At 68.3% G+C, this 25,315-nt stretch carries 23 protein-coding genes; 7 read left to right on the forward strand and 16 right to left on the reverse strand.

Annotation, left to right across the window (positions count from 1 at the left end; all coding sequences use genetic code 11):
- Positions 1 to 222: 222 nt before the first annotated feature.
- On the reverse strand, positions 223 to 345 hold the full coding sequence (locus R6258_RS15565; protein ID WP_318452631.1) for a hypothetical protein: 123 nt from the start codon (positions 343 to 345) through the stop codon (positions 223 to 225).
- Positions 346 to 390: 45 nt separating this feature from the next.
- Here R6258_RS15565 and R6258_RS15570 point away from each other — a divergent pair, with 45 nt between their 5' ends.
- Positions 391 to 816 carry an HIT family protein gene (locus tag R6258_RS15570; protein ID WP_318452635.1) on the forward strand — a complete coding sequence of 142 codons (426 nt, stop codon included), beginning with the start codon at positions 391 to 393 and terminating at the stop codon, positions 814 to 816.
- A 32-nt stretch (positions 817 to 848) separates the two neighbouring features.
- Here the strand turns inward: R6258_RS15570 and R6258_RS15575 are convergent, their stop codons facing one another.
- Genes R6258_RS15575 through R6258_RS15590 form a run of 4 tightly spaced genes read right to left on the reverse strand, consistent with a single transcriptional unit; the run spans position 849 to position 4,970 of the window.
- Positions 849 to 2,195 (reverse strand): sigma-54 dependent transcriptional regulator, encoded by a 1,347-nt coding sequence (locus R6258_RS15575; protein WP_318452637.1) that lies wholly within the window; start codon positions 2,193 to 2,195, stop codon positions 849 to 851.
- Complete coding sequence (locus R6258_RS15580; RefSeq protein WP_318452639.1) at positions 2,192 to 4,039, reverse strand: ATP-binding protein; 1,848 nt, start codon at positions 4,037 to 4,039, stop codon at positions 2,192 to 2,194. The genes R6258_RS15575 and R6258_RS15580 overlap by 4 nt, the downstream gene beginning before the upstream one ends.
- Entirely contained in the window at positions 4,036 to 4,416 is a 381-nt protein-coding gene (locus R6258_RS15585) for a hypothetical protein (RefSeq protein ID WP_318452640.1), read from the reverse strand. The genes R6258_RS15580 and R6258_RS15585 overlap by 4 nt, the downstream gene beginning before the upstream one ends.
- On the reverse strand, positions 4,413 to 4,970 hold the full coding sequence (locus R6258_RS15590) for a hypothetical protein (protein WP_318452648.1): 558 nt from the start codon (positions 4,968 to 4,970) through the stop codon (positions 4,413 to 4,415). The genes R6258_RS15585 and R6258_RS15590 overlap by 4 nt, the downstream gene beginning before the upstream one ends.
- A gap of 290 nt (positions 4,971 to 5,260) precedes the next feature.
- Here R6258_RS15590 and R6258_RS15595 point away from each other — a divergent pair, with 290 nt between their 5' ends.
- From R6258_RS15595 to R6258_RS15610, 4 genes are all read left to right on the forward strand, one after another.
- Positions 5,261 to 6,442, forward strand: a complete 1,182-nt coding sequence (locus R6258_RS15595; RefSeq protein WP_318452651.1) for a glycerate kinase — start codon at positions 5,261 to 5,263, stop codon at positions 6,440 to 6,442.
- Positions 6,443 to 6,533: 91 nt separating this feature from the next.
- Positions 6,534 to 7,007, forward strand: coding sequence for a Dps family protein (locus R6258_RS15600; RefSeq protein WP_318452652.1), 474 nt, complete (start codon positions 6,534 to 6,536; stop codon positions 7,005 to 7,007).
- Between the two features lie 208 nt (positions 7,008 to 7,215).
- Positions 7,216 to 7,779 carry a type 1 glutamine amidotransferase domain-containing protein gene (locus tag R6258_RS15605; protein WP_318452653.1) on the forward strand — a complete coding sequence of 188 codons (564 nt, stop codon included), beginning with the start codon at positions 7,216 to 7,218 and terminating at the stop codon, positions 7,777 to 7,779.
- A gap of 90 nt (positions 7,780 to 7,869) precedes the next feature.
- Complete coding sequence (locus tag R6258_RS15610) at positions 7,870 to 8,997, forward strand: App1 family protein (protein WP_318452654.1); 1,128 nt, start codon at positions 7,870 to 7,872, stop codon at positions 8,995 to 8,997.
- Between the two features lie 19 nt (positions 8,998 to 9,016).
- On the opposite strand, the gene R6258_RS15615 is transcribed toward R6258_RS15610, so the two are convergent.
- From R6258_RS15615 to R6258_RS15635, 5 genes are all read right to left on the reverse strand, one after another.
- Positions 9,017 to 10,486, reverse strand: a complete 1,470-nt coding sequence (locus R6258_RS15615) for an aminoacyl-histidine dipeptidase (protein WP_318452655.1) — start codon at positions 10,484 to 10,486, stop codon at positions 9,017 to 9,019.
- A 177-nt stretch (positions 10,487 to 10,663) separates the two neighbouring features.
- On the reverse strand, positions 10,664 to 13,012 hold the full coding sequence (locus R6258_RS15620; RefSeq protein WP_318452656.1) for a tRNA(Met) cytidine acetyltransferase TmcA: 2,349 nt from the start codon (positions 13,010 to 13,012) through the stop codon (positions 10,664 to 10,666).
- A gap of 47 nt (positions 13,013 to 13,059) precedes the next feature.
- Positions 13,060 to 15,261, reverse strand: a complete 2,202-nt coding sequence (locus R6258_RS15625; protein ID WP_318452657.1) for a xanthine dehydrogenase family protein molybdopterin-binding subunit — start codon at positions 15,259 to 15,261, stop codon at positions 13,060 to 13,062.
- A complete protein-coding gene (locus tag R6258_RS15630; protein ID WP_318452658.1) occupies positions 15,258 to 16,268 on the reverse strand; it encodes a xanthine dehydrogenase family protein subunit M in 1,011 nt (336 codons plus the stop codon). Before R6258_RS15630 ends, R6258_RS15625 begins: the two co-directional genes overlap by 4 nt.
- Positions 16,265 to 16,798: a (2Fe-2S)-binding protein gene (locus R6258_RS15635; RefSeq protein ID WP_318452659.1), complete on the reverse strand. Its 534-nt coding sequence runs from the start codon at positions 16,796 to 16,798 to the stop codon at positions 16,265 to 16,267. Before R6258_RS15635 ends, R6258_RS15630 begins: the two co-directional genes overlap by 4 nt.
- Before the next feature lie 251 nt (positions 16,799 to 17,049).
- On the opposite strand from R6258_RS15635, the gene R6258_RS15640 reads away from it, so the two are divergent.
- Positions 17,050 to 17,784 carry a DUF4396 domain-containing protein gene (locus R6258_RS15640; protein WP_318452660.1) on the forward strand — a complete coding sequence of 245 codons (735 nt, stop codon included), beginning with the start codon at positions 17,050 to 17,052 and terminating at the stop codon, positions 17,782 to 17,784.
- Positions 17,785 to 17,847: 63 nt separating this feature from the next.
- On the opposite strand, the gene R6258_RS15645 is transcribed toward R6258_RS15640, so the two are convergent.
- Both R6258_RS15645 and R6258_RS15650 read right to left on the reverse strand, forming a co-directional pair.
- Positions 17,848 to 19,398, reverse strand: coding sequence for a DHA2 family efflux MFS transporter permease subunit (locus R6258_RS15645; protein ID WP_318452661.1), 1,551 nt, complete (start codon positions 19,396 to 19,398; stop codon positions 17,848 to 17,850).
- Positions 19,395 to 20,516 carry an HlyD family secretion protein gene (locus tag R6258_RS15650; RefSeq protein ID WP_318452662.1) on the reverse strand — a complete coding sequence of 374 codons (1,122 nt, stop codon included), beginning with the start codon at positions 20,514 to 20,516 and terminating at the stop codon, positions 19,395 to 19,397. The genes R6258_RS15645 and R6258_RS15650 overlap by 4 nt, the downstream gene beginning before the upstream one ends.
- A gap of 216 nt (positions 20,517 to 20,732) precedes the next feature.
- On the opposite strand from R6258_RS15650, the gene R6258_RS15655 reads away from it, so the two are divergent.
- Positions 20,733 to 21,377 (forward strand): TetR/AcrR family transcriptional regulator, encoded by a 645-nt coding sequence (locus tag R6258_RS15655; RefSeq protein WP_318452663.1) that lies wholly within the window; start codon positions 20,733 to 20,735, stop codon positions 21,375 to 21,377.
- 15 nt (positions 21,378 to 21,392) lie between these two features.
- Here the strand turns inward: R6258_RS15655 and R6258_RS15660 are convergent, their stop codons facing one another.
- Genes R6258_RS15660 through R6258_RS15675 form a run of 4 tightly spaced genes read right to left on the reverse strand, consistent with a single transcriptional unit; the run spans position 21,393 to position 25,085 of the window.
- The gene (locus tag R6258_RS15660; RefSeq protein ID WP_318452664.1) at positions 21,393 to 21,974 is read right to left on the reverse strand and encodes a hypothetical protein; all 582 of its coding nucleotides are present in this window, start codon (positions 21,972 to 21,974) and stop codon (positions 21,393 to 21,395) included.
- Between the two features lie 12 nt (positions 21,975 to 21,986).
- Complete coding sequence (locus tag R6258_RS15665; RefSeq protein WP_318452665.1) at positions 21,987 to 23,342, reverse strand: TRAP transporter large permease subunit; 1,356 nt, start codon at positions 23,340 to 23,342, stop codon at positions 21,987 to 21,989.
- Positions 23,335 to 23,970 carry a TRAP transporter small permease subunit gene (locus R6258_RS15670; RefSeq protein WP_318452666.1) on the reverse strand — a complete coding sequence of 212 codons (636 nt, stop codon included), beginning with the start codon at positions 23,968 to 23,970 and terminating at the stop codon, positions 23,335 to 23,337. Before R6258_RS15670 ends, R6258_RS15665 begins: the two co-directional genes overlap by 8 nt.
- Positions 23,970 to 25,085 carry a TRAP transporter substrate-binding protein gene (locus R6258_RS15675; protein WP_318452667.1) on the reverse strand — a complete coding sequence of 372 codons (1,116 nt, stop codon included), beginning with the start codon at positions 25,083 to 25,085 and terminating at the stop codon, positions 23,970 to 23,972. The genes R6258_RS15670 and R6258_RS15675 overlap by 1 nt, the downstream gene beginning before the upstream one ends.
- Positions 25,086 to 25,315: the final 230 nt, after the last annotated feature.

The following is a 25,315-nucleotide window of genomic DNA, read 5'->3' on the forward strand; positions in this document are numbered from 1 at the left end:
TTGACCTTGACCAGCGTCGACAGCGCCACGCCCACCGGGTAGTAGGTGCCGCCGGTGGTCGCGGTGCCCATGATGTACTGATGGGATTCATCCTGCGCGAAGGCCGACGAGGCGGAAATGCCCATTGCCGCGGCGCTGGCCAGGGCCAAGGCGGACTTGAGGAACTGACGCTTGTGCATGCCGTTTTCTCCTGTGGAAACTGGCGATTATTGTGTTGAAGCGTCATAAATAGTGCAAAGCGCTTGCCAACTCGAAGGAAACGCGCTGTTTCAAGGCATTAGCCGGCAGACGCAGCGTCGCACCCCAGCCGATCGGCAACAATTCGCCGACTTCAACTTCACTCATCGGCCATTTATTGCCGATGAGACACCCGTACCAGCGAGGCCAGCCATGAACGACTTTTCCCTGCACGAGCGGCTCGCCGCCGATACCCATGTCATCGCCGACCTGGCGCTGTGCCGGGTACTGCTGATGAACGATCAACGCTTCCCGTGGTTGATTCTGGTGCCGCGTCGCGCCGGGATCGTCGAAGTCAGCGATCTCGACGCCGGCGATCAGGTCCGGCTGTGGCAGGAGGCGACGCAACTAGGCAGCTCATTCAAGGCCGCGCTGGGCGGCGACAAACTCAACCTGGCGACGCTGGGCAACCAGGTGCCCCAGCTGCATTTTCACGTCATCGTCCGCTATGGCGACGACGCCGCCTGGCCGGGACCGGTGTGGGGGGTGGGCACGCCCGAGCCCTACGCGCCGGCGGCGCTCGACGAGCGCCGCCGGCTGGTCACGCAATTGAGCGACACGCTCGGGGTGGGCCACTGACGCTCGGTCGTTCACGTTAATGGCCGCCGCGCTCACACAAAGGCGTCGCGGCGCAGACCGTACTTGTGCATCTTCTGATTGAGGGTTCGCCGCGGCAGGTCCAGCTCATCGAGCACCGCCTGGATGTTGCCCTGGTGACGCGCCAGCGCGGCGCGCAGCAGCGCGGCCTCGAACGCCGCGACTTGATCGTTGAGCGAGCCGCCGGCGGCCTCATGGGGGCCGTCGCCGTGCGGTGTCAGTTGCGGAATGTCGAGCCCCAGGGTGTGACGGGTGGCGGCGTTGCGCAGCTCGCGCAGATTGCCCGGCCAGGCGTGGCGGCTGAGTGCGGCGAACAGCTCGCTATCCATTTCGCGCAGCGGCCGTTGGTGGACCTCGGCGGCCTGGCGGCAGAAATGCGCGAACAGCAGCGGAATGTCTTCGCGGCGCTCGCGCAACGGCGGGACCGTCAGTTCGGCGATCGCCAGCCGGTAGTAAAGATCTTCACGGAACGTCCCGTCGCTCGCCAGCGTCAACAGGTCGGTCTTGCTCGCCGCCACCACCCGCAGGTCGAGCTCGATTACCCGGTTGCTGCCCAGCCGGGTGACTTCGCCCTCCTGTAGGGCGCGCAGCAGCTTGACCTGGGCGGTCAGCGGCATCGACTCGATCTCGTCGAGAAACAGCGTTCCACCGCTGGCGTGCTCGAGCTTGCCGATCCGGGTCTCGAGCGCGCCGGTGAAGGCGCCCTTCTCGTGACCGAACAGCTCCGACTCGAACAGTTCAGGGGCGATCGCGCCGCAGTTAAGCGCCACGAACGGCGCTGACTCGCCGGGGCCGAACTCATGCAGGCTGCGCGCCACCACTTCCTTGCCACTGCCGGTCTCGCCGCAGACCAGCACGTTGGCGCGGGTCGGCGCGAGATTGGCGAGCTGCTCGCGCAGCCGCTGCATGCCCGGGGCCTCGCCGATCAGCCGCGCGGCCAGCCCGCCCTGGCGCAGCGCCTGGCGCAACCGGCGGTTTTCCTGGCTCAGGCGCCGCCGCTCGAGGGCGCGCCGTACCTGTTCCTCGAGGCGTTCGGGTTCATAGGGTTTCTCGATGAAGTCCCAGGCGCCCTGACGCATGGCATCCACCGCCATCGGTACGTCGCCATGCCCGGTGATCAGCAGCACCGGCACCTCGTCGTCGAGCGACTGGACGGCGCGCAACAGGCTCAAGCCGTCGAGCCCGGGCATCTTGACGTCCGAGATCAGCGCCCCGCAGGCCTCGCCCGCGCCGAGCGCGGCGAGCACCGCTGCACCGCTTTCGAAACTGCGCACCGCCAGCTCGCCGAGCTCGAACCACTGGCTCAACGATTCGCGCACGCCGGGGTCGTCGTCGACCAGCCAGACCGGCAGTTCGCTCATGTCACGGAGTCCTCCTCGCGGGGTTGGCGGCGGCGGGTCTCGACCGCACGCGGCAATTCGACGATGAAATCCGCGCCGCCCTGTGCGCCGGGACGGTTCTCGGCGCGGATGCGTCCATCGAGATCCTGAACGATGCCGTAGGCGATGAACAGGCCGAGACCCAGCCCGTCGCCGACCTCCTTGGTGGTGAAGAACGGATCGAAGAGCTGCTCGATCAGTGCCTCGTCGATCCCGGAGCCGTTGTCGCTGACCGTCAGCACGACCCGCGCCTCGTTCAGCGCCACGCTGACGGTCAGCCGTGGCGCGGTCACCTCGCGCAGGGCGTCCAGGGCGTTGCGCAGCAGGTTGGTGAGCAGCTGCTCGATGCGCACGGTATCGCCGGCCACCCAGACCGGCTGTGCGCTTTCGGGCAGGTCGAGTTCGACCTCGACCGCCTGGCGCGCAATGCGCTCTTCGAGCAGCTCGAGCACGAAATCGAGCCGCGCCCGCAGATCGATCGGCTCGCGGGCGCCGCCCTTGCGGGCGAACAGCTTGAGCTGACGGATCAAGGTGGCGAGCCGTTCGGAGAGCGCCTGGATGCGCTGGAAGTTGTCCTGTGCCGATTGCTGCCGGCCCCGCTCGAGCAGTCGCGCGCCGCTCGCCGCATAGGTGCGGATGCCGGCCAGCGGCTGGTTGAGCTCATGGGCGATGCCCGCCGCCATGGTGCCCAGCGCCGCCAGCTTGCCGGCCTGAACCAGTTCGGCCTGGGCCGATTCCAGTTCGCGGGTACGCGCCTCGACGCGGCTTTCCAGGCGCTCGTTGGCGTCGCGCATCAGCCGCGCCTCGCGCTCGCGCAACCACAGGCGCTGCTGGCGTTCGCGCAGCCACAGCCCCAGCAGCAGCAAGGCCAGGCACAGCGCCCCGGCGACCAGCACCGCGTTGCGCGCGCTGGCATAGAGCGGGCGCACCGGCACCAGATAGTGCATCCGCCAGCCCAGGCCACTCGCCCCGCTATCCGCCGTGGCGATGAAGAAGCGCTCGCCGACGCCGTTGCCGTCGATCAGCAGCGAGCCGTCGCCCAATCGCTCGCCCAACGCGCGCAGGTCGGTGCCGTTGAACTGGCGCTGGGCGCGAATCTCGCGCAGCGCCCCGCCGTCCAGCTCGTCCATGTGGCGATAACGCCAGTCGGCGCGACTGGAGAGAATCACCACGCCGTGGGCGTCGCTCAACAGCACCTTCTCGCCGGCCTGGCGCCAGTCGGCCTGCAGCGACTCCAGCGAGACCTTGACCGCGACCACCCCGCGCGGCGGCGCGGCGGGCACTCCCCGAGACGCGACATCGCCGGCCGTTACCGGGGCCGAGACAAAATACCCCGGCCGGCCGGTGGTACTGCCGACGGCGAAGAACTCGCCCTGCCCGCCCCGCATGGCCTGGCGAAAGTAGGGCCGGTAATCGTAGCGATGACCGACGAAGCTGTCCTCGCGGGCGGCGTTGCTCGCCGCAACGGTCAGCCCCCGGGCGTTCATCAGGTAGATCGCCTCGGCACCGGAGCTTGCCGCGACCCGGGCCAGATTCTCGTTGATCCGCCGGACCATCGCCGCAGTGAGAGTGTCCTGCGGCTGGCGGCCGAGCGCCGAGCGGATCAGCGGCTGGCGCGCCAGCAGGTCGGGGAGATAGGCGAAACGCTGGAGCGCACCCTCGAGGCTACTGGTATACAGCGCCAGCCGGGTGTCGGCGTGACGCCGCGCCTCGCGAAGGGCATTGTCGAATTGCCAGTGCCATACCCACCACAGCAGCGCGACGGTAACGAAGCCGCCGGCAAGCGCCGCCAGGCGTCGCAACCGGCGACGACGAACCGGACTCACGGCGCCGTGCTGGCAGACACGAGTCGCGCCTGGATCGCCGCCAATAACGCGTCGAAGCGGGCCGGATCGAGCGGCTGGCCGCCCTGGCGCCCCTGGATGGCCAGACGAGTGCCGGAAGCCGCCTCGCTGGCCTCGAGGGTCAACACATAGCCCGAGCGGGTCGCCAGCACCGCATCGACCCGGCCCAGTTCCGCGTTGGCCAGGCGGATGACGAAACCGCGCGCGACCAGCTCATCGATGGCGCTGGACAGCGTCTGGCGCGGCGTGGCGTCCATAACCGCCAGTCGTTCGCTCGGGGCAACGCGGGACGTGGCGCAGCCGGTCACCGACGCAGCCAGCAGCATCAGCAGAATCGACATCGATGCCAGGCATTTCATGAGGCCTCCGGGGCATTCAGCAAGCGCGACTCGATGGCACCGCTGACCTCGCGGCAGAAGGTATCGCGGTTGTAGGCGCGGGCATCGATCACATAGCCATCGCTGTCAATCACGCTCGAATCGCGGGTCATCTTGACCGCCTCGTCGCCGACGACCAGCGACACGCGCTCGACCTGCACCGGGTCGTCGAAGCCGCCACCGACGCCGACACCCAGCCCGAACCCCCTCGCCGAGTGGCGGTGCGAGCCGCCCCAGAAGGAGATACCGTCGTACCAGGGGTGATCGATCGCGCCCATGCCCGGCTGCCGGGTGCTGCGCTCGGCGCTCACCACGCCCAGCGCCAGATCGGCGTTGCGGATGCTGAAACCGCGTGACTCGAGCTCGGCGATCCCCGCCCGTACCCAGCTCTCCGTCGACGCCTCGGTGCGCCGGGGCCAACTGCAGGACGCCGGCAGCGAGGCCGAGGCGCCCGCTTCCAATGGCCCGGGGCCTGACTGACAGCCGGCAATGGCGAAGCCGGCGATAACGGCCAATACGCGAAGCCCAGTGGTCATGGCGAGCGCCTCCTCAGCGGCGGAAATCGGTATTCTTCAAGCGTAGCGCGGCTTATTGTCGGGCGTTCGCCGGGTCGCGCCAAACAGGACGAAAGCAGCATGCACCCGGCTCGCTCCGGCAATCGGGCGCGGCCGCCATTCAAGCATATTCGCGGCACGCACGCCGAACCGTCGGAGCGCCGAACCGTGCATTTTGCTTTGTCGTCGCCTTGGCGCATATTGGCAAGATCCATGTGACGCGTCAGGTTCGACTCGACATCTGGTCTTTTTATGCTTATGCGAGGAACGCCGTGAAGGTTCTGATCGCTCCCGACAGTTACAAGGACGCGCTGAGCGCCCGCGAGGCGGCGGCGGCGATCGCCCACGGCCTGCGCCGGGTGCTGCCCGGTGCCGAACTGGTGGAGTGCCCGATGGGCGACGGTGGCGAGGGCACGCTCGATGCGTTGCTCGCCTCGACCGGCGCCGTGCGCCGTACCGCCGCCGTTCACGACGCACTGGGCCGGCCCGCCGAGGCGGCCTGGGGCTGGCATGCGGCGAGCCGCACGGCTTACGTCGAGCTCGCCGAGGCCAGTGGCCTGCAGGCCCTGGAGCGCGCCGAGCGTACTGCGCTGACCAGCACCACTCGCGGGGTCGGCGAGCTGGTTCTCGCCGCCCTCGACGCGGGCGCCGAACGGCTGATCCTGACGCTGGGCGGCAGCGCCACCAACGATGCCGGGGCGGGCATGCTCGAGGCGCTGGGCGCGCGCCTGCTGAACCACGCCGGCCAGCCGTTGGCTCCCGGCGGCGCGGCGCTGGCCGAGCTGGCCAGCCTGGACCTTTCCGGGCTCGACCCACGGCTCGCCGGGCTACGGGTCGAGACCGCCGTCGACGTCGACAACCCGCTGACCGGGCCGCGCGGGGCGAGTGCCGTGTTCGGCCCGCAGAAAGGCGCCAGCGATGCCGATGTCGAGCGGCTCGACCGCGCCCTGGCCCACTTCGCCGAGTGTGTCGCCGACACGCTGGGACGCGACGAGCGCGAGCATCCCGGCGCCGGCGCCGCCGGCGGCATGGGCTTCGCCGCCCGCGCGCTATTGAATGCCGAGCTGCGCCCGGGGATCGACCTGGTCATGGACCAGGTGGGCTTCGACGCGGCGCTCGCCGACAGCGACCTGGTGATCACCGGCGAGGGCCAGCTCGACGGCCAGAGTCTGGCCGGCAAGACGCCGATCGGCATCGCCCGGCGCGCCCGTGCATATGGCGTGCCCGCAGTGGTGCTCGCCGGCCGGCTGGGCAGCGGCTGGCAGGCCGCGCATGACCAAGGCGTCAGCGCCGCGCTGGCGCTGGCCGACGGCCCGATGAGCCTCGACGAGGCCTTGGCGCGTTGTCGCGAACTGCTCGCCGAGCGTGCCGAGGCCGTGGCTCGGCTATGGTTGGCGGGGCACGGCGCCGGGCAGACGCTCTTGAAAAGAGGGCGGAGCGACCCGAATCAATAGGATAGCGCTATCTTGACGATGCACCGCGATGACTGTCCGTGACCGCCGTGGGCAGCTACCATCGAGACAACCGTTTTATGGAGGGGCATTAATGAGCGATACCAACGCCATCGGTCTGCACAACGGCAGCGCCAACGAGCTGGCCGACAAGCTCAACACGCTGTTGGCCAACTACCAGATTTTCTACATGAACGTTCGCGGCTATCACTGGAACGTCAAGGGCCATCAGTTCTTCGAGCTGCACACCAAGTTCGAGGAACTCTACGACGACCTGCTCGCCAAGGTCGACGAGGTCGCCGAGCGTATTCTGACCCTGGGCCATCAACCGGTCCACGCCTACAGCGACTACGTCAAGATCGCCTCCATCCAGGAGGACAAGGACGTTCACCAGGGCGAGGCCTGCGTGCGCGGCATCGTCCAGGGCTACCAGACGCTGATCGAACTGCAGCGCGACCTGCTCAGCCTGGCCTCCGATGCCGACGACGAAGGCACCGCCTCGCAGGTCGGCGACTACATCCGCGAGCAGGAAAAGACCATCTGGATGCTCAACGCCTACCTCGGCTGAGCATCGACCGGTGCCGTTTGCACGCCGCCCCACGGGGTGGCGTCTTTGTTTTGAGGCCGCGGCGACGTTTGCCGTCGCACCGCCATTGCCTATGCTGGACAGAGGGGTCACCGGACGATCCCCTTGTGATCGTCGCCGATGATCCCAAGGTCATGAATTGAAGCACGGCCTTCCGCCGTGCCGCTCACTGTGCCGCAAGGAGGTAGCCATGAGCCAGAAGCTGAGTGGAAAGCGCGTTGCGATTCTCGCCACCGACGGGTTCGAGGAATCGGAACTCGCGGTACCCAAGAAGGAACTCACCGCGCAAGGCATCACCGTGCATGTCGTCGCGCCCGATAAAAAAGGGATTCGCGCCTGGGCGGAGACCGATTGGGGCGACACCTACGACGTCGACGTCGCGCTCGACGATGCCGACGTCGCGAGTTATCACGCCCTGGTGCTGCCGGGCGGCCTGTTCAACCCGGACAATTTGCGCGTCAACGAGAAGGCCCAGGCCTTCGCCCGGCATTTCTTCGAAGCCGGCAAGCCGGTCGGCGCGATCTGCCACGGCCCCTGGCTGTTGATCAACGCCGGTGTCGTCAAGGGGCGTCGCATGACCTCTTTCCCGAGCGTCGCCCAGGATCTCAAGAACGCCGGCGCCGAGTGGGTCGACGAGCAGGTGGTCGTCGACAGCGGGCTGGTGACCAGCCGCAAGCCGGCGGATCTCGATGCCTTCTGCAGCAAGCTGATCGAGGAGATCGGCGAAGGGCGTCACAGCGAACAACACGCCTGAGTTCGCGTAGCACTCGTTCACGTCCGCCCCGCCATCCGGCGAGGCGGACGTTTGCGCGTTGGCACCCCTCATTTCCGATCCGGAGCTCGCATGGTCCACGGCCCCCGAACGCCCTATCAGGCATTACGCAAACTGCTGAGACTCGCCGCCCGGCCGATGAAGTCCGATCGTGGCCGCGGCGGGGTCGTGGTCCAGGCCTATCGCGGCTACGGCTCGACCACCGAGGCCTACCTGATGGGACGGGTCTTTCGCCAACCCAGCCTGGGCTTGCCGGCACGCGAGGGAACGCTGCTGCGCGACCTGCTCGACGTGCTGCGACGTAGCGTGCGCTGGGGCGTCAAGGCGGCCACGGTGGTGGTCGAGGTCAACGGTAGCCGGCACACCGTGGAGACCGACCGCGACGGCTATTTCGACGTACACATGAAGCTGGAGCGGCCGGCGCCAGACGACCGCAGCTGGCACGAGGCGACGCTCGACGTATATCTGAACGACGAACACACCATCAGCGGCAAGACCGAGGTCTACGTCCCGCCGCCGACGGTCGATCTGGCGGTGATCAGCGACATCGACGACACCGTGATGTACACCGGCGTCGCCAACAAGCTCAAGATGTTCTATCGGCTGTTCTTCGAGAAGGCCGACCGGCGCACCGCCTTCCCCGGCGTCGCGCCCTTCTATCAGGCGCTGTTCGCCGGCGCCGACGGCCAGCGGCGCCGGCCGCTGCTCTACGTCTCGCGCGGGCCGTGGAGCATCTACGAAATCCTCGAGGCGTTCTTCCAGCGCAACCGCATTCCGGTGGGGCCGATCCTGTTCCTGCGCGAATGGGGGCTGAGCCTGCAGCGCCCGCTGCCGCGCAAGGCCGTCGATCACAAGGCCAAGATGATCGAGAAGATGCTCAGCCTCTACGACAGCCTGCCGTTCGTACTGATCGGCGACAGCGGCCAGCACGACCCCGAGACCTATACCCGCATCGTGCGCGAATATCCGGGACGCATCCGCGCCATCTACATCCGCAAGATCGACCGTAGCGCCTCGCGCGACGCCGCGATCGAAGCGCTCGCCGACGAAGTCGCCGCCGACGGCTGTACCCTGGTGCTGGCCAGCGACAGCGTGCGCATGGCCGAACATGCCCACCGCGAAGGGCTTATTTCCCATGCCGGCCTGGAAGCCGTGCGCCGCGCGCCCGACGTCAGTGAAAGCCGCTCACAAAGAGACTGAGCGCGCCTACACAAGAACGTCAGGCCGCCTTGGCCTCGGCCAGTTCCTCGACCAGTGCGCGCAGCAACTGCCAGAACTCCTCGACCGATTCGATCTCGACCCGCTCGTCAGGCGAATGGGCGCCACGAATCTGCGGGCCGAACGAGATCATCTCGAGCGCCGGGTACTTGCCGCCGAGAATCCCGCATTCGAGCCCGGCGTGGATCACCTTGACCTCGGGATCGACGCCCAGCTTTTGCTGATGCAGCTCACGAAAGCGCGTCAAGAGCGGGCTGTCGGGCTCCGGCGTCCAGCCCGGATAGGCGTTCTCGAGGCGCGTCTCGGCGCCGATCAGCCCGAACAGTGCGCGGAAACGATCGGCGATATCCGCCGTGGCGCTGTCGCGCAACGAGCGCACCAGCGCGCACAGGTGAAAGCGCCCCGATTCGAGCGAGACCACGCCGAGATTGTTGGAGGTCTCGACCACCCCAGGCACCTCGACGCTCATGCGCTCCACGCCGTACGGCGCGACATGCAGGGCGGCGACCAGCATATGGCTGGCGGTGGTAGTCAACGCCTCGCCGGGAGCGTCCTCCAGCCTCTCGAGAGCCAGCGTCAGGCCCTCGTCGACGCCCGTCAGCTCGGCGACGAGCTCCGCCTGCAGTTCGGCGAGGCGCGCCTTCGCGGCCTCGTCCTCGTCGGCGGCCAGCGCCAGGGTGGCGAACGCCTCGCGCGGCAGGGCATTGCGCAACGTGCCGCCGCGATAGTCGATCAGCCGCGCGCCACACGGCTCCAGCGCCCGCAGCACGCGCACCAGCAACCGGTTGGCGTTGCCCCGGCCCTTGTCGATGTCGATGCCCGAGTGACCGCCGACCAGCCCGGTCAGCGACAGTCGCCAGACCCGTTCGTCGTCGCGCAGCGCGCTGGTCGGCAGGTTGGCCTCGACCACCACGTCGGCGCCGCCGGCGCAGCCGATGTAGACCTGGCCGCGGTCCTCGGAGTCCAGGTTGAGCAGAATATCGCCCGCGAGCCAGCCCTCGGCCAGATTCAGCGCACCGCCCATCGACGACTCCTCCTCGACGGTGAACAGCGCCTCGAGCGGACCGTGCTCGAGGGCGTCGTCCTCGAGGATCGCCAGCGCCGCGGCCACGCCCATGCCGTTGTCGGCGCCCAGCGTGGTATCGCGGGCGTGCAGCCAACCATCGGCGACATAGGTCTCGATGGGGTCGCTGGTGAAGTCGTGGGGCCGGTCGGCGTTGGCCTGGGCGACCATGTCCAGATGACCCTGCAGCACAATGCCCGGCGCCTTTTCACGGCCCGGCGAGGCCGGCTTGCGGATCAGCAGATTGCCGGCGGCGTCGAAGTCATGACTCATGCCCCGGGCGCTCGCCCAGTCGACGATGATCCGAGCGAGCTGCGCCTCGTGGCCCGAGGGACGCGGCGTATTGCACAGCGTGCGAAAATGGCGCCACAGCGGCGTCGGCGTCAGGCTGTCCAGATGTTCGTTCATAGGCAATTCCGCAGTTGGCAAAACAATCGGCGCTCATTGTACTGACGAATACTAATCAGGCGAATCTTCGCGCGCCACAGGCGATGATCCAGCGCTTTTCCTCGGCCGGCATCGCGACTAGCCTTTGTCGCTCATCACCCTGTTATGGAGTCACGCATGCCAATGACCCGCTCGCTGTTACTGCTCACCGGCCTCGCCGCCTTCGCCCTGCTGAGCGGCTGCTCGCCGATTCCCGACATGCCCGGCCCGATCGGCATTCCCGGCCTCTGAGCGGGCGGCCCCGGCGCCCAGGGGCCCGCCGCCAAGCGCCGCGTGCAACCGCCCGGCCAGCGCCCGACAGTACGTCAGCCGCGCCTTGCGCCCTTGCGCTCCGCCGAGGCGACCGCCAGCGGCGGGTTCGCGGCCCTGGAACAGCGGCGCGACCAGCGCCAGCCAGTCCGCCTCGGCGAGCGCTTCGGGCGCGCTGACACGCCCCGCCCGCCAGACCCGCGCCAGCCACGGCCGTACCAGCGCCAGCTCGCCGCCGCCGGCGGCGAACCAGGCCAGCCGCGCCAAGGTCTCGTCATCCACCGCCAGCGCTTCGTCGGTCTCCAGCAGGGTCTCCTCAAGCAGCGCCGCGGCCACCGCCGCGTCGAGTGCGTCGAGCTCGGCATTCAACAGACTCGGCAGCAGCGTGGCGAAGCTCGCCCGCCATTCGCGGAGCGCGTCTTTCGCGTCGGCGCGTAGCGCACGGCCCATCATCAGCGCATGCTCGCCGCTCGAGGCTTCCCGTGACAGCCCCAGGCGCAGTGGAACCAGCCGCTGGGCCCGCCAGAAGGCGATCAGCCCGGGTTCGGCGCCGAAGCTGGTACCCAGGTAGTCGTCACCGGCCTCGCGGGCGCTCGTCGCCAGTTGCTCGACCAGCGCCGAGCCGATGCCGCGACGCCGTGCGGCGGGATGCACGGCGACCCGCAGCACCCGGCACCAGCGCGCTTCGGCGGCGGCGTAGAAGCCGCCGTGGGCGGCCAGCGACTGGGCCAGCAAGTGGCCGCGCGGACGCCGCCGGCCGTAATGGATCGCCTCGGCCAGTGCCGGCGGAAAGCCGCCCTCGCGCTGGCCGACGCACACGCCCACGCAATGCGCGCCGGCATAGGCGGCGATCAGCGTCAATTCGGGGCCGTCGAGCAGCTGACGCAAGTCGCCGGGCGTGGTGCGGTAGTGGGCCTGGACCAGCAACCCGAACAGTTCACCGAGACCGCGCTCGTCGTCGGCCAGCGCCTGGCGATCGAGCTGGCGATAGCCGAGCGGACGGGCGTCGAGTGCCGCGCCGACGGCCGCGTCGTCGGCGGGCTCGGCGTCGAGCAGCAGCAACTCGCGGGTCAGCGCCTCGAGCGGATCGCCCTCCCCCCAGCGCACCGGCTGTTCCAACCGGCAGGCGCGCCAGTCGGGCGTCTCGCTATCCAGTCGCGCGCGAAAGCGCAGATCGAAGCCGCGCCCGGTGCCCTCGTAACCGTGCACGGTGGTGGCGAAGGCGATGCGCGGAAAGGCCGCCAGCCAGCGTCCCAGCAGTGGCGCGGGAATCGCCGCGGCCTCGTCGACGAACAGCGTCGGCGGCGAGCGTGGGTCGATATCGGAGCCGGCGAGCGCCTCGCACAGCGCATCCGGCGGCAGAAAGCGTACCGTCGCCGGACCGTGCGCGAGCTCGACATGGAAGGCGTGGGTCTCGCGGCGTCCTTCGGGCAGCGCTTCACCGAGCCGCACGAATACCGGTTCCAGCGCGGCGGCACGCGGCGCGGTCAGCCAGATCTCGCGCTCGCCGGCCTGCAGGCGCCGCGCGGCGGCGATGCCCAGCGCACTGCTCTTGCCGCGTCCGCGATCGGCGCTCAGCACCAGCGGCCGGCGACGGCGCAGGCGCGTCAGCCGGCGCACCGCGGCGGCCTGGTCATGGGTCAGGCAATCGTCGCTGGCGTTCGCCGCCGCTGCGGGGGCTTCGGCATCGGGCAGGACCAGCGCGGGAGCGGGGGCCGTGGCCGGCCAGTGCAGGACCCAGGGCGAGGCCGCGAGGCGCCGAGCGATGCGCGCCAGGTGGCGCGCGCTCAGCGCCTCGGGCCGGTGCGGCCAGGCGGCTAGCCGTGCGTAGTCGGCATCGGGGAGCGGTACGCCATCGCGCCATGCCTCGGGGGTGAGCAGCACCAGCAAGCCGCCGGCGCGCACGGTGCCGGCCAGCGCGCCGAAGGCATCGGGATCGAAGCCGGCGCCCGGCGACAGCGCGTCGACGACCACCAGATCGTGCTCGCCACCCAGCCGGGAGCGTGCCTGGCGGGCCGGCAGCGGCGGCGAACCGGCGGCGCGGGTGGCTTCGCTGTCCGGCCCCAGCCACAGCGGCGCGGACCAGTCGGCGCCCTGCCAGATCGACAACGCCCGCGCCATGACGCGATCCAGCGGGCCGTCGAGCCACAGCAGCGCGCGATGACGCCGCTCGGCCAGCGTTGCGCGCAGCCGGGCGAGAGCAGCGTTCAGCGGTTCGGCGGTGGAGGTCTCGTTCATGCCGCACAGGATGCGGCATGAACGGATCGCGTGCCAGCCATGCCGCGTCAGTCGACCAGCAGCTTCTCGATAGTGATCGGCAACTCGCGGATACGCTTGCCGGTGGCGTGGTGCACGGCATTGGCGATCGCCGCGGCGATGCCGGTCAGGCCGATCTCGCCGACCCCGCGGGCGCCGAACTCGTTGAAGGCGTAGTCGGGGTTGTCGAGCAGCACGACGTCGACATCGGGCATGTCGGCGTGGCTGGCGACGATGTAATCGGCATAGTTATTGTTGATCAACCGGGCGTCGCGCGGATCGTAGTCGAGCCCCTCCAGCAGCCCCATGCCCAGGCCCATGACGATGCTGCCCTCGACCTGGTTGCGCGCCGCGCTGGGGTTGATCGCGCGGCCGATGTCGTAGCTGCTGACCACCCGCGCCACGCGCAGCCGCGAGATGCCCGGGTCCCAGCGCACCTCGACGAAATGCGCGCCGAATGAGCGAAAGCTGTACTGCTGCTGCTCGTCGCCGGGTGCGGCCTGGCCGTCGCCGTTGACGCTGCCCAGCTTGAGCCCGGCGAGGATCTCGCCGAAGGCGACCCGCTTGCCGGCGTCGTCGACCAGCGCTCCGCGTTCGACCGATAGCGCATCGCCGCTGGCCCCCTCGAAGGCCCCGCCTTCACCGGTGGCGGCCTCCTTGAGCGCGTCGATCGCCTGACGGACCGCGTCGGCGACCGCCGGCAGCGTGGTGGCGGTGGCCATCGAACCGCCGGACAGCGGCCCGGCCGGCAGTCCGGATTCGCCGAGCCGCACCTCGATGTCGGCAAGCGCCGTACCGGTCAGCTCGGCGACGGTCTGGGCGATGACGGTATAGGTGCCGGTGCCGATATCCTGGGTGCCGCAAGCGGCCAGGATCGAACCGTCGGCGCGCAGCTCGACCCGCGCCGCGCAGGGCTGGCGCCCGGCGAACCAGGTGCTGGTCGCCATGCCCCAGCCGATGATCTCGTCGCCCTCCGTCATCGCGCCGATGCGCGGATCGCGCTCGGCCCAGCCGAAGCGCTTGGCGGCATCGTCATAACAGGCGTCGAGATGCTTGCTCGACCAGGGCAGATCGCTGGCCGGGTCCTTATCGGCATAGTTGCGCTGGCGCAACTCCAGCGGGTCCATGCCCAGCACCTCGGCCAGTTCGTCGATGGCGCACTCCAACGCGAATATTCCGGACACCTCCCCCGGGCCGCGCATCGGGCACGGCGTGCCGTGATTGACGGCGAGCAGACGCTGGCTGGTCGCCACGTTGTCGCAGGCGTACAGGCTGGGGGTCGCCGAGGTCAGCGAGTCGACATAGGTGTGCACCAGCGAGGTCTCGGTGGTGCAGTCGTGGCGTATCGAGACCAGCCGGCCGCGCTCGTCGGCGGCCAGCCGCAGGCGCTGGCGCGAGGCCGGCCGGTTGCCGCCGTTGGCCATGTCCTGTTGACGCGGCAACACCGTCTTGACCGGACGCCCGACCTCCCGGGCCGCCGCCGCGGTGGCCACCGCATGCGGCCACATGAACAGCTTGTTGCCGAACCCCGAGCCGATGTAGTGCGAGACGACCTCGACGTCCTCGTCGGCGAGATCGAAGATCCGCGCCATCGCCTTGTGCTGGTAGACCACGCCCTGGCTTGCCTCGTGAACGATCAGCCGGCCGTCGCGCCACTGCGCGAGGGTGGCGTGCATCTCCATCGGCACGTGGCTCTCGGCGGCGATGCCGTAGCTGCGGTCGATACGCGCCGCTGCTGCCTCGAAAGCCGCGTCCGGATCGCCCCGACTGCTGCCTTCCGAGTCCAGCAACCGCCCCTCGTCACGGATGTGCAGCAGGCCGGTTACCGCCCCGTCTTCCCGACGATAGCTCGCCTTCACCGCGTGCGCGGCGGCACGCGCCTCCTCGAAGGTTTCCGCCACCACCAGCGCCACGAACTGGCCGTCGTAGTAGATGCGCTCGTCCTCGAACGGCAGCCGCACCTCGCTGACCAGATCCTGATGGGTCATGCTGTTGGGCGAGCGATGCAGCGCCGGAAAATTGCCGTGGTGGAAGATCGACACCACGCCCGGCATCGCCAGCGCCCGGTCGACCTCGAGCGAGACCAGCGTGCCGTGGGCGATGCTCGCCGGCACCGGATAGCCGAACAGCATGTCCGGACTGGCGTGATCGCCGGTGTAGTCGGCCCGGCCGGTCAACTTGTACTCGCCATCCACCCGAGGGGTGCGATGGCCAATGAACTGCGTATTCATCCTTGAACCCCCTGTCGCGCTTCGCTCGCCGTCGCAGCGTCACGCAGGGCGCGCACGATCGCCTGGCGCGCCAGCGGAATCTTGAAGGCGTTGTGTTCGCGCGGCACCGCGTCCTGCAGCGCCGCCTCGGCCGCCATCTCGTAGGAACTGATCGCCGCCGGCTGACCGTCGAGCGCCTGCTCGGCCTCCACCGCCCGCCACGGCTTGGTGGCCACGCCGCCCAATGCCAGGCGTACGTCGCGAATCACGCCGTCCTCCACCGCGACCACGGCGGCGGCCGAGGCCAGCGCGAACTCATAGGAGGCACGATCGCGCAGCTTGAGATAGGCAGCGCCGGCGCCGGCCACCGGAGTGTCCAGGGTGACGTGGGTGATCAGCTCGCCGTCGGCGAGTTCGTGCTCGATCTCGGGATGCTCGCCGGGCAGCCGGTGGAAGTCGTTGAAGGCGATCTCGCGGGTGCCGTCCGGGCCCTGCAGGGTGAGGCTCGCGCCCAGCGCGGCCAGTGCCACGCACATGTCCGAAGGGTGGGTGGCGATGCACGCCTCGCTGACGCCGAGTACCGCGTGCATGCGGTTGATGCCGTGCAATGCGTCGCAACCCGAGCCCGGCTCGCGCCGGTTGCAGGCCGCCGCGACGTCGCGGTAGTAGGGACAGCGGGTGCGCTGCATGACGTTGCCGCCGGTGGTCGCCAGGTTGCGGATCTGGGTCGAGGCGCCGGCGAGAATCGCCTGCGACAGCACGGGATAGGAGTCGCGCACCAGCGGGTGGTGGGCGAGATCGGTGTTGGTGACCATGGCGCCGATCCGCAGGCGGCCATCGGCGAGCCGCTCGACCTCGTCCAGCGCCAGGCGGCTGACGTCGATGAGCTCATGGGGACGCAGCACGTCGAGCTTGATCAGGTCGATCAGAGTGGTACCGCCGGCGATGTAGGACGCCTCGCGGCGCGGACCGTGGGCGGCGATCGCCCGCTCGGGGGCGGGGGCGGAGGTAAGCGCGAAGTTTCTCATCGGCCGTCGCCCCCCGAATCGGCCGGCCGCGAGTGTGGACGGGCGTCCTGGATCGCCGCGAGGATGTTCTTGTAGGCGCCGCAGCGGCAGATGTTGCCGCTCATCGCCTCGCGTACCTCGGCGTCGCTGTCGCCGATGCGTTCATCCTCGAGCAGCGCCGCCGCCGACATCATCTGGCCCGGCGTGCAGAAGCCGCACTGATAGGCGTCGCGTTCGAGAAACGCCTGCTGGACGGGGTGCAGCTGGCCGTCGCGGGCCAGCCCCTCGACGGTGGTGATGCGCTGGCCTTCGCACATCGCCGCCAGACGCAGGCAGGAATTGACCGCCTTGCCGTCGATCTGCACCGTGCAGGCGCCGCACTGGCCGTGGTCGCAGCCCTTCTTGGTGCCGGTCAGGCCGAGCCGGTCTCGAAGGGCGTCGAGCAGTACCACGTTGGGCTTGAGCGAGAGCGGGCGGGACTCGCCGTTGACGGTCAGCGTCACCGTCATCTCGACCGCGTCCTGCGGGGGTGCTTCGGTATGGTCCATCATGCCGATCCTCATCGTTGCAAGCGTACGTGCCTCGCGGCACGCCCTGGGACGGTGTCAGGCCGTCGGCGGGTTACCCATCTAAGCTAGGCGAGGATGATCGCAACCACAAACGCCGAAGCCGGACGCAGACGCCACCGAAGGCCCGACAAGAGCCAACCTATGGCCACGGCAGACCTTTGCAGAGACCGCCGGTTCCGACCTAAGGTGAGGGCGCTTGAATTCTTATCGCGTCAAGAAAAGGAGTTCTTGTCATGATACCGACATGGCTACACGTACTCGCCTGGCTCTCCGTACTGCTCGGTTTCGCCTGCGCCGCCTACATCGCCCTGGACGTGAAGAAGCATCCCCAGCACATGCGCATCATGAACGTCGTCTGGCCGGCCTGCGCCCTGTTCGGCCATGTGCTGATCGTGCCGTTCTATCGCAAGTACGGCCGGCTGGCGGCCCACGAGATCGCCCACCCGGCGATGCAGAACGACGAGACGCCGCCGCACAAGGCCCAGACGCCCTTTCCGCTCAAGGTCGCCAAGGGCACCCTGCACTGCGGCAGCGGCTGCACCCTGGGCGACATCATCGCCGAATGGCTGGCGTTTCTGGTGCCGGCGATCGCCATCTGGTTCGGCTGGCAGGCGCTCTTCGGCGAAAAGATGTATGCGGTATGGATCTTCGATTACATCCTGGCCTTCCTGTTCGGGGTGGCCTTTCAATACTTCACCATCAAGCCGATGCGCGGCCTGTCACCGGGCGCCGGACTGACCCAAGCGGTCAAAGCCGATTTCCTGTCGCTGACCGCCTGGCAGGTCGGCATGTACGGCTTCATGGCCTTCGCCCACCTGTTCCTTTTCGCCGTGGTCCTCGGCCACAAGCTGCACGTCAACTCGGTCGAGTTCTGGTTCATGATGCAGATCGCCATGCTGTTCGGCTTTTTGACCGCCTACCCGATCAACTGGTGGCTGATCAAGCGCGGCATCAAGGAAGCGATGTAAGCGACGAACGAGACAAGACAGGCGATGCAGCCACCACTCAGAGGGCCTTTTGCAAACTCCCTCTCAGGCGTCGATGCGCTTGAGCAGAAACACCAGCGGCACGCTGGCCACATAGATCAGCCCCAGCCACAGGAAGATGTCGTTGAAGGCCAGTACCTGGGCCTGCTGTGAGACCCGCTGCACCAGCATGGCGACGGCGGCATGGTAGGCATCGGGTACGTGGCCGGTGAGCATCGCCTGGTACTTGGCGATCTCCGCCACCACCACCTCGCGGCCCGTATCGATGGCCGGGATCAGTTGGTTCCAGTGGAAGTCCTCACGCACGTCGCGCACCGTGTCGAGCAGCGCCAGGCCCACCGCGCCGCCGAGGTTGCGCATCACGTTGAACAGTCCGCTGGCGTTCCCCACCTCGTGGGGCGGCAAGGTGCCCAGCGCGATCCGCGAAGCCGGGATGATGCACATGATCAGCCCCATGCCGCGCACTACCTGCGGCAGGAAGAACTGCCAGAAGCCCGACTCCACGGTGAGGTTGGCGTTCATCATGGTGCCCACGCCGACCAGCAGCAGGCCGCAGAACAGCAACACACGCAGATCGACGCGGTTGGTCAGTTGGCCGACAACCGGCGCGCACAGGAACATCGTCACCCCGGTGACGAACATCACCTGGCCGATCTGCAGGCTCGAGTAACCGCGCACGTAGCCGAAGAACAGCGGCATGATGTAGACCAGCCCGTAGAGCGCGATACCGATGACGAAGCCCAGCCCGGCGCCCAGCGCGAAGTTGCGGTTGACGAAGGCGTGCAGGTCGACGATCGGATGGTCGTGGCGCAATGTGCGGGTGAAGAACCACACCCCGGCCAGCACGCAGGTCGCGCTGAACAGCACGATGCGGTCGCTGGCGAACCAGTCGTCGCCCGGGCCCTCCTCGAGGACGAACTCCAGCGAGCCGAGGAATACCGCAATCAGCGCCAGGCCGAGAATGTCCAGCTTCCTGGCCACGGCGTGGTTGGGCTTGTCGATGTCGAGGAAGGTCCATGCCGCCCAGCACACCAGCACGCCGGGAATCACGTTGGCCAGAAACAGCCAGTGCCAGCTCATCACCTCGGTGATGTAGCCGCCCACCGTGGGGCCGACCGACGGCGCCATGGTCACCACCATGCCGATCACCGCCTGGACGCTGCCCATCACCCGCCGCGGAAAGATCGAAAAGCTTACCGCCTGGGTAATCGGGATCATCGCCCCGCCCATGAAACCCTGAATGGCGCGCAGTACGATTAACTGCTCGATCGAGGTGGCCAGCGCGCAGCCCAGGCTGGCCAGGGTGAAGCCGGCGCACGACAGGGTGAACGCCACCCGCGTCGAGAGGATGCGCATCAGCATCCCCGACAGCGGAATCATCACGATCTCGGCGATCAGGTACGACGTCTGCACCCAGGAGATCTGGTCCGCGCTGGCCGACAGCCCCGACTGGATCTCGTTGAGCGAGCTGGCGACGATCTGGATGTCCAGGATCGCCATGAACATGCCGAAGACCGCGGCGATGAAGCCGATGCGCTGCGACCAGGGCGGCATGTCGCTGACGCCCGCCGCTGAAGTGGCGGCCGCCTCGCTCATGAGCCGGGCCGCTCCCGGGAATCATCCTCCCCAGCGCCCAGGTGCGCGACTCGCGTTCCATCGCGCGGCTCGAGCTCGCGGGTGTCGATCTCGGGTACCACCGACAACCCGGCGCGCAGGCGATCCAGCGCCTCCACGGGGCCGGTAACCCGAATCTTGACCGGCACGCGCTGGACGATCTTGTTGAAATTGCCGGTGGCATTGTCCTGCGGCAGCAAGCTGAACTCGGTGCCGGTGGCCGGTGCCAGGCTGTCGACCACGCCGTGATAGGCGATATCCGGATAGGCATCGACGTGCAGGTCGACCGGCTGGCCGACGCGCATCCGCGTCAGCTGAGTCTCCTTGTAGTTGGCGGCGACATAGGCCGACTCGATCGGCACCAGTTGCATCAGCGTCAGCGAGGGCTGCGCCAGGCTGCCAGCCTCGGCGGTGATGTTGCCGACCACGCCGTCGCGCGGAGCGACGATACGGGTCTTGTCGAGCTGATGGCGGGCGTAGGCCAGATCGGCGGCCGCGGCGTCTCGATTGGCCTGTGCGCTCTCGACGTCGGACTCGGCGACCGCCAGCTGGCGCTGCGCCGAAACCACCGCGGCCTGGCGCGCGGCCAGCGTCGCCTCGGCGACCCGCAGCGTGGCCTGATCGTCCTCGCGCTGCTGGCGCGAGGCGTAGTTGCGCGATTCCAGCGACGCGGAGCGGGCCAGGTGCTGGCGCGCCTGTTCGACGTCGGATTCGGCGGCCCGTACCTGCGCCTGGGCCTGGTCGATCGCGGCCTTCTGCAGCTCGACCTGGCGTCGAGCCTGGGTGATCGCCGCCGCCGCGACCGTTTGTCGAGCCTCGGCCTGAGCCACCTGATCGCGATAGCTGGCGTCGTCGAGGCGTACCAGCAGGTCGCCCTTGCGGACCCGCTGGTTGTCCCCCACCGCCACCTCGGCGACCCGCGCCGAGAGTTCGGCGCGCAGCGCGACGTTGTCGGTGCGCACGTAGGCGTTATCGGTTTCCTCCATGAAGCGCCCGGTCTGCCACCAGCCGACCCCCCACCAGGCCAGCGCCGCCAGCGCGACGACCGCCACCAGCACCGCAACGAGCTTCTTGCCGCTCAATTTACCGCCCGCCTTCATGAATACTCTCCTTGAAGAAGCTGTCGCCTGTCTCAACTGACGTCAGGCCTCGATGCCGCCACGCCAGCGAGTGGACAACGAATCAGGTCATATAGTGTAATGAAGGCTACACTACATAGCCAGTAGAGATCGCCTTCGCGGCCCCAGCCTTTACAATGGCCGCGACACGCGGCGCTCGCCGGCCCCGCTCGGCGAGCGAGATGACCAAGGAGTGCCATGACCCGGCCAGCCCCGCCCGACAAGACCGATGCCGCGCTGACCCCGCGCGGCGTCGCCCGCCGCGAGCGATTGCTCGATGCGGCTCGTGACGTGTTCCTCGAACAGGGCTACGCCGGCGCCAGCGTCAACGACGTGGTGGCCCGCGCCGGTGGCTCGCTGGCCACGCTGTACAAGCAGTTCGGCAACAAGGAGGGGCTGTTCGTCGCCGCCATGGAGCGTCATATCGCTACCGCCTGGGCGGTGCTCGAGGAAGGCCGCCGCGAGGCCACGGTGCCCGAACAGGTGCTCTATGAACTGGGGCGACGCATGCTCGAGTTGATCTTCGATCCGGGGGTCATCCGACTCAAGCGCGGGCTGGCTTTCGAGGCCGAGCGCGTGCCCGAACTCGGCGAGATGTTCCTGAGCCGCGGCCCCGACCGCATCCGCCAGGAGCTCGCCACCTACCTCGACGACCAGATCGCCCACGGCCGGCTGGCCATCGACGACCCTCGCGAGGCGGCCGGCATGTTCATGGGTATGCTGCTCGGCGAGTGGCACATCGACGCCCTGCTCGGACGCAAGATCGCGCCCACCGCCGAGCAGTGCGACGAGCGGGCGCGCCATTGCGTGACGGTATTCCTGAAAGGGTTGGTGCCGCGTTAGTCGGCGCCTCGGCCACTAGGGCGGCAGGGTCAGCGTCAATACCTGGCCGTTGAGCGCACGCCCGGCGCCGCCGGCGAGAAACCGCGCGCAGTCGGCCACCGAGGCGCTCGACGCTCCCTGCGGGCAGAGCAGGTTGATGCGGATGCCCGGCCCGCTGGCCTCGGCCAGCCGGCGCACCAGCGCGGCAAGCGCCTCGCGCACCATGCTCGCCGCCTGGCTGTCGCCGTCCGGGGCGACAGCCACCAGGCGCCCGCCGCCGCGACTGTGCATCCAGGCGCGGGCCACCTGCAACAGGCTCGACGGTCCGGCCACCTGCTCGTTCAGGCGTTGCGCCAGCGCCACGTTGCGCGGCAGCGCCGGGGGCGCACAGACCAGCACGTCGAGCCGCTCCAGCCGCCCCAGCAACGCGTCCAGCGCACCGTCGCCGGCGACCCGGCCGAAGCGGTCATGGCGCTCGCCGCCCAGGCCGTCAAGCACGTGCTCGAGGCTGGCGGCATCCGGGGTCAGCAGCGCGACGCTCGCGCCCTCCTCCAGAAAGGCCCGGGCGAGGGCCTCGATCAGTTCACCGCCACCCGCGATCAGTACCCGTTTACGCACAGGCCGCCTCTCTTACAACAGTCCAGGCAGCCACAACACCAGCGCCGGGAACGCCATGCACAGGATCAGCCCGGTGAGTTGCAGCAGCACGAAGGGGATGATCGAACGGTAGATGGTGCCGATGCCGATCCTGCCTTCGGTGATGCCCTTGAGATAGAACAGCGCATAGCCGAACGGCGGGGTCAAGAAGCTGGTCTGCAGGTTTATCGCCACCAGAATGGCGAACCAGACCAGTAGCGCCTGACCGGACAGCCCATAGCCGAAGTCGAGCGCCTCGACCACCGGGGCCACCAGCGGCAGCACCACGAAGCTGATCTCGATCCACTCGAGGAAGAAGCCGAGCACGAAAATCAAGCCCATGATCAGCAGCAGCAGGCCGTAGGGGCCGAAGCCGGTGCCGGTGATCAACTCCTCGATCATGTAGTCGCCGCCCAGGCGCTTGAAGACCACCGAGAAGCAGGTCGCGCCGATCACCACGAACAGGATCATCGCCGAGGTCCGTGAGGTGTCGCGCACCGCCTCGCGCAAGGTCGCGAAGTCCAGGCTGCGCATCGCCAGCGCCAGCAACAGGCTGCCCGCGGCGCCGATCGCCGCGGCCTCGGTAGGCGTGGCGATGCCCGCCATGATCGAGCCAAGCACGGCGACGATCAGGATCACCGGCCCCAACAGGTCGCGTATCAGGGCGACCGGCAGTGGCGTGGTGTCGACGTCGAAGGCGTCGGGGTCGGCGAGCGGCGCCCACTCGGGCTTGAGCCGTGCGGTAATCAGCAGGTAGCCGATGTACAGCACGCCGAGCAGCAGGCCGGGCAATAGCGCGGCCTTGAACAGCGCGCCCACCGAGACCTGCAGGATCGACCCCATCAGCACCAGCATGATCGACGGCGGGATCAGGATGCCCAGCGTGCCCGAGGCGGCGATCACCCCGCAGGCCATCTCGGCGCGGTAGCCCTGCTTGAGCATCACCGGCAGCGCCAGCAGCCCCAGCATCACCACCGAGGCGCCGATGATCCCGGTGCTCGCCGCCATGACGACACCGAGCAGCGCCACCGATACCGCCAACCCGCCGTGGGTGCGGCCGAACAGCCGTTGCAGGGTCAGCAGCAGGCGTTTGGCGACCCCCGAGCGCTCGAGCATCAGCCCCATGAACACGAACAGCGGGATGGCGATCATCAGCCAGTTCTCGATCACCCCGCCGAAGACCCGCGAGCCGACGGTGCCCAGAAACGGGACCGGAATACCGCCGATGAAGGCGAAGACGATGCCCAGCCCGCCGAGCAGGAAGGCCACCGGGTAGCCGGTGAAGATGCCCACCAGCAGGGTGACGATCATCGTCAGGGCCAGCGCGTATTCCGACAGGAACTCAGCCATGCAGCGCCTCCTTGGCGTCGGCGGCGGGCTTCAGGCGGGCCGGGTCGAACAGCCCTGCCAGGTTGTGCAGGACCTGGCCCAGCGCGCCGAGCGCCAGAAACACCAGGCCGATCGGCAGCATCGCCTTGATCAGGTAGCGGTCGGTGAGCCCGCCGTAGTTGGACTTCTCGCCGGAGACATAGGACATCATCACGAAGTGCTGGGAGAGCCAGGCCACCAGCAGGCAGAACGGAATCAGGAAGACCAGGTGGCCGAGGATGTCGACGATCGCGCGGCCACGCGGCGAGAGCTTTTGGTAGATCAGGTCGACGCGCACGTGACTGTCGTGATGCAGCGCGTAGGTGCCGCCGAGCAGGGTCAGAACGCCGAACAGGTGCCACTGCAGCTCGGTGACGCTGTTGATGGTCAGCGCGTGGCCGAACAGCAATACGTTGCCCTGCCACGCGACGATTTCGTTGATGCCCAGCGCGTTGAGCGCCACGGTGGTGAGCACGGCCAGCATTACCAGCAGCACCAGCCAACTGGTAACGCGGCCGACCCACAGTCCGAGCCCGACCAATGGTCGGGCCAGACCGTCACACACCGCACCGCCGCGCTCGCGCCAGGACGCAAGGCGGGCGTGGCTCATCAGGCGTCTCCTTCAGCCTTGACCGGCTTGGCCTGATTCTCGCCCTGGATCGCCTTGGGAGCGGGTAGCGCCTGCAACTCGTACCATTCGTCGATGAGCTGGACATGCTTCATCAGCGACTCGTAGGCTTCCTTGAAAGCCGGATTGTTGGCCATCTCTTCCTGGCGGACCTCGACCCAGGCGTCCTGCAGCGCGTTGATGACCTCGTCGGGGAAGCGCTTGACCTGCACGCCCTTCTCTTCCAGCTCGTGGATGGTGCGTACCTGCTGCGGCGGCGCTACGGCCATCGACCACTGCAGGGTGGCGCGACAGGCAGTCTCGAACTGCGCCTTGCGCTCGTCGCTGTATTCATCCCAGGTGCTCTGGTTGACCAGCAGCGAGAACCAGCTCGCACTCTGGTGCCAGCCCGGGAAGTAGTAGTACTTGGCGACCTCGTCGAAGCCCATCGCCGCATCGACCTGGGGCACCGAGAATTCGGTGGCGTCGATACGCCCACGCTCCAGCGACAGGTAGATCTCACCGCCGGGAATCAGCTGTGTCGACGCGCCCAGCTTGTTGAGCACCTTGGCGCCCAGCCCCGAGATGCGCATCGACAGGCCGTCGAAGTCCGCCGGCGTATTGATCTCCTTGTTGTACCAGCCGCCGGTCTCCTGCGGCGAGATGAAGCACGGCAGCACCTTCACGCCGTAGGGGTCGTAGGCCTTCTGCAGCAGCTCGGTGCCCTCGCCCGACCACATCCACGACATGAAGGCTTCCGGCGACGGACCGAACGGCAGGGCGCCGTAGAGGTTGGTGATGGGTACCGTGCCGGCCCAGTAGCCGATCCAGTCCCAGCCGGCCTGGACCGCCCCCGAGGAAACCGAGTTGAAGACCTCGAACGGCGGCACCAGATCGCCCGGCTCGTGAACACGCAGCGACACAGCGCCACCGGTGGCGGTCTCGAGTTCCTTTGACAGGTGCTCGGCACCGGCGCCGAGGAAGTTCTGGGTCGAGAAGGTGCTCGCCACGTCGAGCCGCTTGGGACCTTCGGCCCGAGCCGGGGCGTTGAGGCTGGCGGCGATGGCCAGGCCGACCGCCGAGGCGAGCAGCGAACGGGTGAGAACAGCGCTTGGCATGATGAGTCTCCTTGACGTTGTTGTTATCCCTGCGAGCAGGGGTGACCTGGCGCAGCAAGGTAGCTGCCAGCCTGGTGCCATACTTTCAATATCAATAATTTACAGGTTGACCTTAACGTCAATCGAGGACCGGCGGTGGCTTGTCCTCGGGCGGGGCGCCGGCGAGCGTCCGGAATCTCGGACGCTTCAGGACATCAACGAGAAGAGGCCGCGTTGACAAGACGCTTCGC

Source organism: Halomonas sp. HP20-15, assembly GCF_033446685.1.
In the GTDB taxonomy this organism is placed as follows: domain Bacteria; phylum Pseudomonadota; class Gammaproteobacteria; order Pseudomonadales; family Halomonadaceae; genus Modicisalibacter.

What these genes read in the sequence shown, in the direction of transcription:
- R6258_RS15565 (WP_318452631.1), bottom strand. Translation starts at nt 345, where the DNA reads ATGAGTGAAGTTGAAGTCGGCGAATTGTTGCCGATCGGCTGGGGTGCG.
- R6258_RS15570 (WP_318452635.1), top strand. Translation starts at nt 391, where the DNA reads ATGAACGACTTTTCCCTGCACGAGCGGCTCGCCGCCGATACCCATGTC.
- R6258_RS15575 (WP_318452637.1), bottom strand. Translation starts at nt 2,195, where the DNA reads ATGAGCGAACTGCCGGTCTGGCTGGTCGACGACGACCCCGGCGTGCGC.
- R6258_RS15585 (WP_318452640.1), bottom strand. Translation starts at nt 4,416, where the DNA reads ATGAAATGCCTGGCATCGATGTCGATTCTGCTGATGCTGCTGGCTGCG.
- R6258_RS15590 (WP_318452648.1), bottom strand. Translation starts at nt 4,970, where the DNA reads ATGACCACTGGGCTTCGCGTATTGGCCGTTATCGCCGGCTTCGCCATT.
- R6258_RS15600 (WP_318452652.1), top strand. Translation starts at nt 6,534, where the DNA reads ATGAGCGATACCAACGCCATCGGTCTGCACAACGGCAGCGCCAACGAG.
- R6258_RS15605 (WP_318452653.1), top strand. Translation starts at nt 7,216, where the DNA reads ATGAGCCAGAAGCTGAGTGGAAAGCGCGTTGCGATTCTCGCCACCGAC.
- R6258_RS15610 (WP_318452654.1), top strand. Translation starts at nt 7,870, where the DNA reads ATGGTCCACGGCCCCCGAACGCCCTATCAGGCATTACGCAAACTGCTG.
- R6258_RS15615 (WP_318452655.1), bottom strand. Translation starts at nt 10,486, where the DNA reads ATGAACGAACATCTGGACAGCCTGACGCCGACGCCGCTGTGGCGCCAT.
- R6258_RS15620 (WP_318452656.1), bottom strand. Translation starts at nt 13,012, where the DNA reads ATGAACGAGACCTCCACCGCCGAACCGCTGAACGCTGCTCTCGCCCGG.
- R6258_RS15625 (WP_318452657.1), bottom strand. Translation starts at nt 15,261, where the DNA reads ATGAATACGCAGTTCATTGGCCATCGCACCCCTCGGGTGGATGGCGAG.
- R6258_RS15630 (WP_318452658.1), bottom strand. Translation starts at nt 16,268, where the DNA reads ATGAGAAACTTCGCGCTTACCTCCGCCCCCGCCCCCGAGCGGGCGATC.
- R6258_RS15635 (WP_318452659.1), bottom strand. Translation starts at nt 16,798, where the DNA reads ATGATGGACCATACCGAAGCACCCCCGCAGGACGCGGTCGAGATGACG.
- R6258_RS15640 (WP_318452660.1), top strand. Translation starts at nt 17,050, where the DNA reads ATGATACCGACATGGCTACACGTACTCGCCTGGCTCTCCGTACTGCTC.
- R6258_RS15645 (WP_318452661.1), bottom strand. Translation starts at nt 19,398, where the DNA reads ATGAGCGAGGCGGCCGCCACTTCAGCGGCGGGCGTCAGCGACATGCCG.
- R6258_RS15650 (WP_318452662.1), bottom strand. Translation starts at nt 20,516, where the DNA reads ATGAAGGCGGGCGGTAAATTGAGCGGCAAGAAGCTCGTTGCGGTGCTG.
- R6258_RS15655 (WP_318452663.1), top strand. Translation starts at nt 20,733, where the DNA reads ATGACCCGGCCAGCCCCGCCCGACAAGACCGATGCCGCGCTGACCCCG.
- R6258_RS15665 (WP_318452665.1), bottom strand. Translation starts at nt 23,342, where the DNA reads ATGGCTGAGTTCCTGTCGGAATACGCGCTGGCCCTGACGATGATCGTC.
- R6258_RS15670 (WP_318452666.1), bottom strand. Translation starts at nt 23,970, where the DNA reads ATGAGCCACGCCCGCCTTGCGTCCTGGCGCGAGCGCGGCGGTGCGGTG.
- R6258_RS15675 (WP_318452667.1), bottom strand. Translation starts at nt 25,085, where the DNA reads ATGCCAAGCGCTGTTCTCACCCGTTCGCTGCTCGCCTCGGCGGTCGGC.